Source organism: Pseudomonas sp. P5_A2_2 (assembly GCF_054177685.1).
The window spans coordinates 1-1,893 of sequence record NZ_JBGCUL010000864.1; the positions used below are offsets into that span (position 1 = coordinate 1).

At 63.8% G+C, this 1,893-nt stretch carries 1 pseudogene; it reads left to right on the top strand.

Annotated features, from left to right (window positions below):
* Positions 1-1,893 (top strand): annotated as a pseudogene (locus tag ACXRVY_RS26665) (translocation/assembly module TamB domain-containing protein); the annotation flags it as partial.

A 1,893-nucleotide genomic window follows, 5' to 3' on the forward strand; every position in this document is an offset into this window, starting at 1 on the left:
GTGCTGGGCACGGCGACGGGCAGCCGCTGGGCATTGGGCTTCGTGCCGGGCTTGACCCTGGACAACTTCCAGGGCCGGCTGGGCGGGCAGTGGAGTGCCGACCGGGTGTTGTGGCAACAGGCCAACAACCGGGTTGAGCTGAGCAAGGTGATTTTTGCCTGGTCGCCGTTGTGCCTGACTCGCATGACCTTGTGCATCGAGCAATTGCAGGCCGATCAGGTCAGCCTGACGTTCCCGCCGGGTGCCGAAGAGTCAGACAGCGGCCCGATCACACTTCCGCAGCTCAAGTTACCCTTGGCCATCGAACTGGGGGAGATCAAGGTCGGCAGCCTGTTGTTCAACGGCAGCGAAGAGCTCAAGGGCTTGCAACTGGCGGCGCACTGGACGACGGCCGGTTTGAGGATCGATTCGGCGGCGTTGCAGCGCGATGACCTGAGCCTGAACCTGTCCGGCCTGCTGCAACCCTCCGGCAACTGGCCCCTCAGTGCCGAAGGCAAACTGACCCTGTTGTCGACGCCTGAACCCTTGGCGCTGGCGCTGAAAGTCGACGGCGATCTGCTCAAAACCCTGAACTTGAAAGCCGACAGCAGCGGTTACCTCAACGGGCAACTGAGCGGCGAACTGCAACCGCTGGTGGAAAACCTGCCGGCCAAGGTGCGGATCACCGCCGATGGCTTCAAGCCGAGTACCGATCTGCCGGACACCCTGCAACTCAATCAGCTGGAGCTCACCGGCGCTGGCGACCTGAAGAACGGCTACGCGCTGCTCGGCAAAGCCACGCTGCCCGCCGAGCAAGGGCCAGTCGCCCTGGTGCTGCAAGGCAAKGTCGACGCCAAGGGCGCGCAGATCGCCGCGCTGGACCTGACCGCCAACGACAAGCAAAGCCTCAAACTCACTGGACAGCTGGATTGGAGCAAGGGCCTGAGCGCCGAGGCGAAGATCGACTGGCTGGACTTCCCATGGCACAGGCTCTATCCGCTCATCGACGAACCGCAAGTAGCGCTTCGCACGTTCACCGGCGAAGTCTCCTACACCGACGGTAAGTACCTTGGGCATTTCGCCGCCGCGGCGGACGGTCCGGCCGGCGCTTTCACCCTGGCCAGCCCGTTCGCGGGCGACCTGACGAAAATCTATCTGCAGCAGATTCAACTCCAGGCTGGGCAGGGTAAGGCCGAAGGTCACCTCAACCTGCAATTCGCCGACGGCATTGCCTGGGACACCGCGCTGGACCTGTCGGCGATCAACCCTGCGTACTGGGTCGCGGAGCTGCCGGGTACGCTGGCCGGGCCGTTGCGCAGCACGGGCGAAATGAAGAATGACACGCTCAGCCTCAATGCCGACCTGGACCTCAAAGGCAAACTGCGCGGGCAACCGGCGGTGATCCAGGCCAAGGCCGATGGCCGTGGCGAGCAATGGAACCTCAATGCCCTGCAAGTTCGACTCGGCGATAACAGCATCAGTGGCAAAGGCAGCCTGCAACAGAAACTCGCCGGCCAGATCGATCTCAAGTTGCCGCGCCTGGCCCAGCTCTGGCCGCAACTGCGCGGCCAACTCAATGGCCGCGTGGATGTCGCCGGCACGCTCAAGGCGCCCCAGGGCAAGCTTGACCTGCAAGGCTCGCAACTGGCTTTCCAGGACAATCGCCTGCAAAGCCTGAACCTGGACGCCACCCTGGACAGTGCGCAAAGGGCGAAAATCGACCTCAAGGGCAGCGGCATCCGGGCCGGTGACACCTCGCTGGGAACGCTGACCGCCAGCGGCCAGGGCGATATCAAGAACCAGAAGCTGAACCTCGATCTGCAAGGGCCGAAGCTGAAACTGGCGCTGGGTCTGGACGGTGCGCTGGACAAGGGCAATTGGCGCGGACGCCTGGCCAGCGGTGACATCCAGGCC